Here is a 3224-nt window from a genome sequence, read left to right as displayed (position 1 = left end):
AGCGCGCCTGATCCAGGTCGCGCCGCCCGGCTCACGGGCGGCGCTCAGCGCATCAGCGCACCCTCGGCGTCGGCGTCCAGTTTCAGGCCCTCGACGCCGATCTCCTCCTCCAGGGCCAGCAGGTAATGCCGCAGAGCTCGGCGCGTGGCCTGTTCGCGCAGGTTGTGGCGCACCCGCTCGGCCACCTGTTCATAGGGCAGTGGGCGTTCTTCCTGGCGTTCGTCGACGGCGATCAGGTGCCAACCGTAGCGCGAGGCCAGTGGTCGCTCGTGCAGGCCGAGCGGCAAATGGCGCAGGGCGCGGTCCAGCTCGGGCACGGTTTGGCCGGGCGCCAGCCAGCCGAGTTCGCCGCCATCCGCCTTCGATGGACAGACCGAATGGCGCAAGGCCAGTTCGGTGAAGCGTTCCGGCGCTTCGTTCAACTGCCGCAGCAGTTTCTGGCCGAGGCGGTACTGCCCGTCCCGGGCCCGGGCGTCGTCCGGCGCCGCCGCCAGCAGGATGTGGCGCACCCGCAGGCGCAGGGGTTCGGCGAAGCGAGAGCGGTTGTGCTCGAAGAAACGCCGGCAGGCGGCCTCGTCCGGCTCGGGCACCTGCAGCTCGCGTTCCAGCAGGGCTGCCAGGGTGTGATCGTCATCAGCAGCCTGCAACGGCAGGCCCAGCGCTGTGGCGCGCTGGCGCAGCAGTTCGCGCACCACCAGCGCGCGCGCTGCCTGCAGTTGCGCCTCGGCCAGCGTGGCGGCCGGATGGAACGGCGTTTCCCGGGCGATGTCCGCCTCGTCGAAGGTCACCGCGCCAACGCGGATCACCGGAGCAGGCACGTCCGCTAGCGTCTGAACGTCGATCAGTTCCATCGCCAGCCTCCGTCAGCCGCGCTTGCGCACGATCTGGTAGTTGCGCCCCAGATAGCCCAGCGGAATGCTCCAGATGTGCACCAGGCGGGTGAAGGGAAACAGGAAAATGATGGTCAGACCGACGAAGATGTGCACCTTGTAGATCCAGGAGACCTCTTCCAGGTAGTTCGCCGCATTGCCATTGAAGAACACGATGGCCTGCGCCCAGGACGCCAGGGTCAGCATCACGTCGCCCTCCAGGTGGCCGAGGGAGAAGATGATGGTGACCATGCCCAGGGCCGCCTGGAACACGATCAGCGCGAGAATCAGGTTATCCATGAAGCCCGAGGTGGCCTTGACCCTGGGGTTGAAGAAGCGCCGGTACAGCAGCATGGCGCCGCCAATCACCACCATGGCCCCGGCGATGCCGCCGATGATGATGGCCAGGAGTTGCTTGTGGCCGGCACTGAGGAAGGGCTCGTACATCCAGTGCGGCGTGAGCATGCCGAACAGGTGGCCGAAGAAGATGACCAGCATGCCGACGTGGAACAGATTGCTGGCCAGGCGCATGTTCTTTTTCGAGAGGATCTGGCTGGAATGCGCCTTCCAGGTGTACTGCCCGTGATCGAAGCGCAGCAGGCTGCCGACCAGGAACACGGTGCCGGCCAGGTAGGGGTAGTAGCCATAGATCAGGTGCTGCAGGTATTCGAAGAACATGGGGGCTCTCCTTCTATCTATCCGTCGCCGGCGACGACGGACTGGCGGGCATGAGAGTGACGGTCTGGGGCGTCGCCTGGTACTTGCGCTCGGCCAGACGGCGGCCCTCGGCGGATTGCAGAGCGCAGTCCTGGTCGGACTCGGCGGAGAAGCGCACGACTTCCTCCTCCCATACCGCATCCAGCGCCTGGGGCGTGTGGTCGGGCGTTTCCTCGGCCACCGTGGCGCGGTGCCGGGCGATCTCCTCGCTGGCCCCGATCAGTGCCAGCAGCGCCTGGGGTACCAACGCATGGCTGGCGCCGCGTTCCTCCAGGCGCGCCGCCAGCAGGCCGAGGATGTGGCGGATCTCGCCTAGCCAGCGGCCGATCTCCTCCTCATCGCGGGTCGACAGGTATTCGAGAAACAGCGGCAGGTGATCCGGCAGCTCCCGGGTGGCGATCCGGAAGCCCGCCGCTTCGTACTCGGCCAGCAGGTCGACCATGGCCTGCCCGCGGGCACGGGATTCGCCATGCACATGCTCGAACAGCAGCAGCGAGGTGGCACGCCCACGGTCGAACAGCGCCACGTAGCTCGCCTGCAGATCCAGCAGCGGGGTGTCGGCCAGCGCACGGCACCAGGCGCCCAGACGCTGGCGCAGCGGCACGGGCAAGCGCGCTTCGGCCCGCAGGACGGCCTCCAGCTCATCGGCGGCCGCCTGCAGCTCGGCGCTCGGGTAATCCAGCAGGCGCGCCAGCACACGCAGGCTGCGCAGGCCCTGGAACGTCTCGGGTTGGGTTGCGGCAAGACTAGTCACGGCGCATGTCCTCCAGCGGATCGAACTCTCCGACGGGCTTGACCAGGGTGGTGGTGGCCTTGCGGCCACCGAACAGGCTGGCTTCGTTGTTGCCGCCCTGGCAGCCGTTGCCGAAGGTGAAGCCGCAGCCGTTACGTTCCGGGAAGGCGTCGCGGGCCATTTCGCGGTGGGCGGTGGGAATCACGAAGCGGTCCTCATAGTTGGCGATGGCCAGGTAGCGGTACATGTCCTCGACCTGCGCCTGGGTCAGGCCCACCTGGTCCAGCACGCGGCTGTCGGGGTTGCCGTCCACGTGCTTGCCGCGCATGTACACGCGCATCGCCATCAGCCGCTTGAGGGCCAGCACCACCGGGGCCTCGTCGCCGGCGGTGAGCATGTTGGCCAGGTAGCGCACCGGAATGCGCAGCGATTCGATTTTTGGCAGGATGCCGTCGAACTCGATGTGCCCGGCCTCGGCGGCGGACTGGATGGGGGAGAGCGGCGGCACGTACCAGACCATCGGCAGGGTCCGGAACTCTGGGTGCAGCGGTAGCGCCAGGCCCCAGTCCATGGCCAGCTTGTACACCGGCGAGGCCTGGGCGGCGACGATCACGTTGTCCGCTATGCCGTCCTTGCGAGCCTGCTCGATGACTGCCGGATCGTGGGGGTCCAGGAAGATGTCGCATTGGCGCCGATAGAGGTCGCGCTCGTCCTCGGCGGCGGCCACCTCGCCGATACGGTCGGCGTCATACAGCAGCACGCCCAGGTAGCGGATGCGCCCGACGCAGGTTTCCGAGCACACGGTCGGCTGGCCGGATTCGATGCGCGGGAAGCAGAAGATGCACTTCTCCGATTTGCCGCTCTTCCAGTTGTAATAGATCTTCTTGTACGGGCAGCCGCTGATG

General features: G+C 67.2%; 4 protein-coding genes. All 4 read right to left on the bottom strand.

Annotated elements, in window-relative coordinates; genetic code table 11:
- Positions 1 to 44 precede the first annotated feature (44 nt).
- Entirely contained in the window at positions 45 to 851 is an 807-nt protein-coding gene (locus tag AS93_RS0114120; RefSeq protein ID WP_027591211.1) for a peptidylprolyl isomerase, read from the bottom strand.
- A 12-nt stretch (positions 852 to 863) separates the two neighbouring features.
- Positions 864 to 1547 carry a respiratory nitrate reductase subunit gamma gene (gene narI, locus AS93_RS0114115; protein ID WP_027591210.1) on the bottom strand — a complete coding sequence of 228 codons (684 nt, stop codon included), beginning with the start codon at positions 1545 to 1547 and terminating at the stop codon, positions 864 to 866.
- 13 nt (positions 1548 to 1560) lie between these two features.
- Positions 1561 to 2340: a nitrate reductase molybdenum cofactor assembly chaperone gene (gene narJ / locus AS93_RS0114110; RefSeq protein WP_051587488.1), complete on the bottom strand. Its 780-nt coding sequence runs from the start codon at positions 2338 to 2340 to the stop codon at positions 1561 to 1563.
- On the bottom strand, positions 2333 to 3224 hold an 892-nt coding region (locus tag AS93_RS19440; RefSeq protein WP_037009397.1), incomplete at its 5' end, for a 4Fe-4S dicluster domain-containing protein. The genes AS93_RS19440 and narJ, both read right to left, overlap by 8 nt.

The sequence above is a fragment of the Pseudomonas sp. RL genome (assembly GCF_000647775.1).
Classification (GTDB): domain Bacteria; phylum Pseudomonadota; class Gammaproteobacteria; order Pseudomonadales; family Pseudomonadaceae; genus Serpens; species Serpens flexibilis.
Note: the sequence above shows the minus strand (reverse complement) of the source record. Positions and strands in the feature narration are given on the sequence as shown.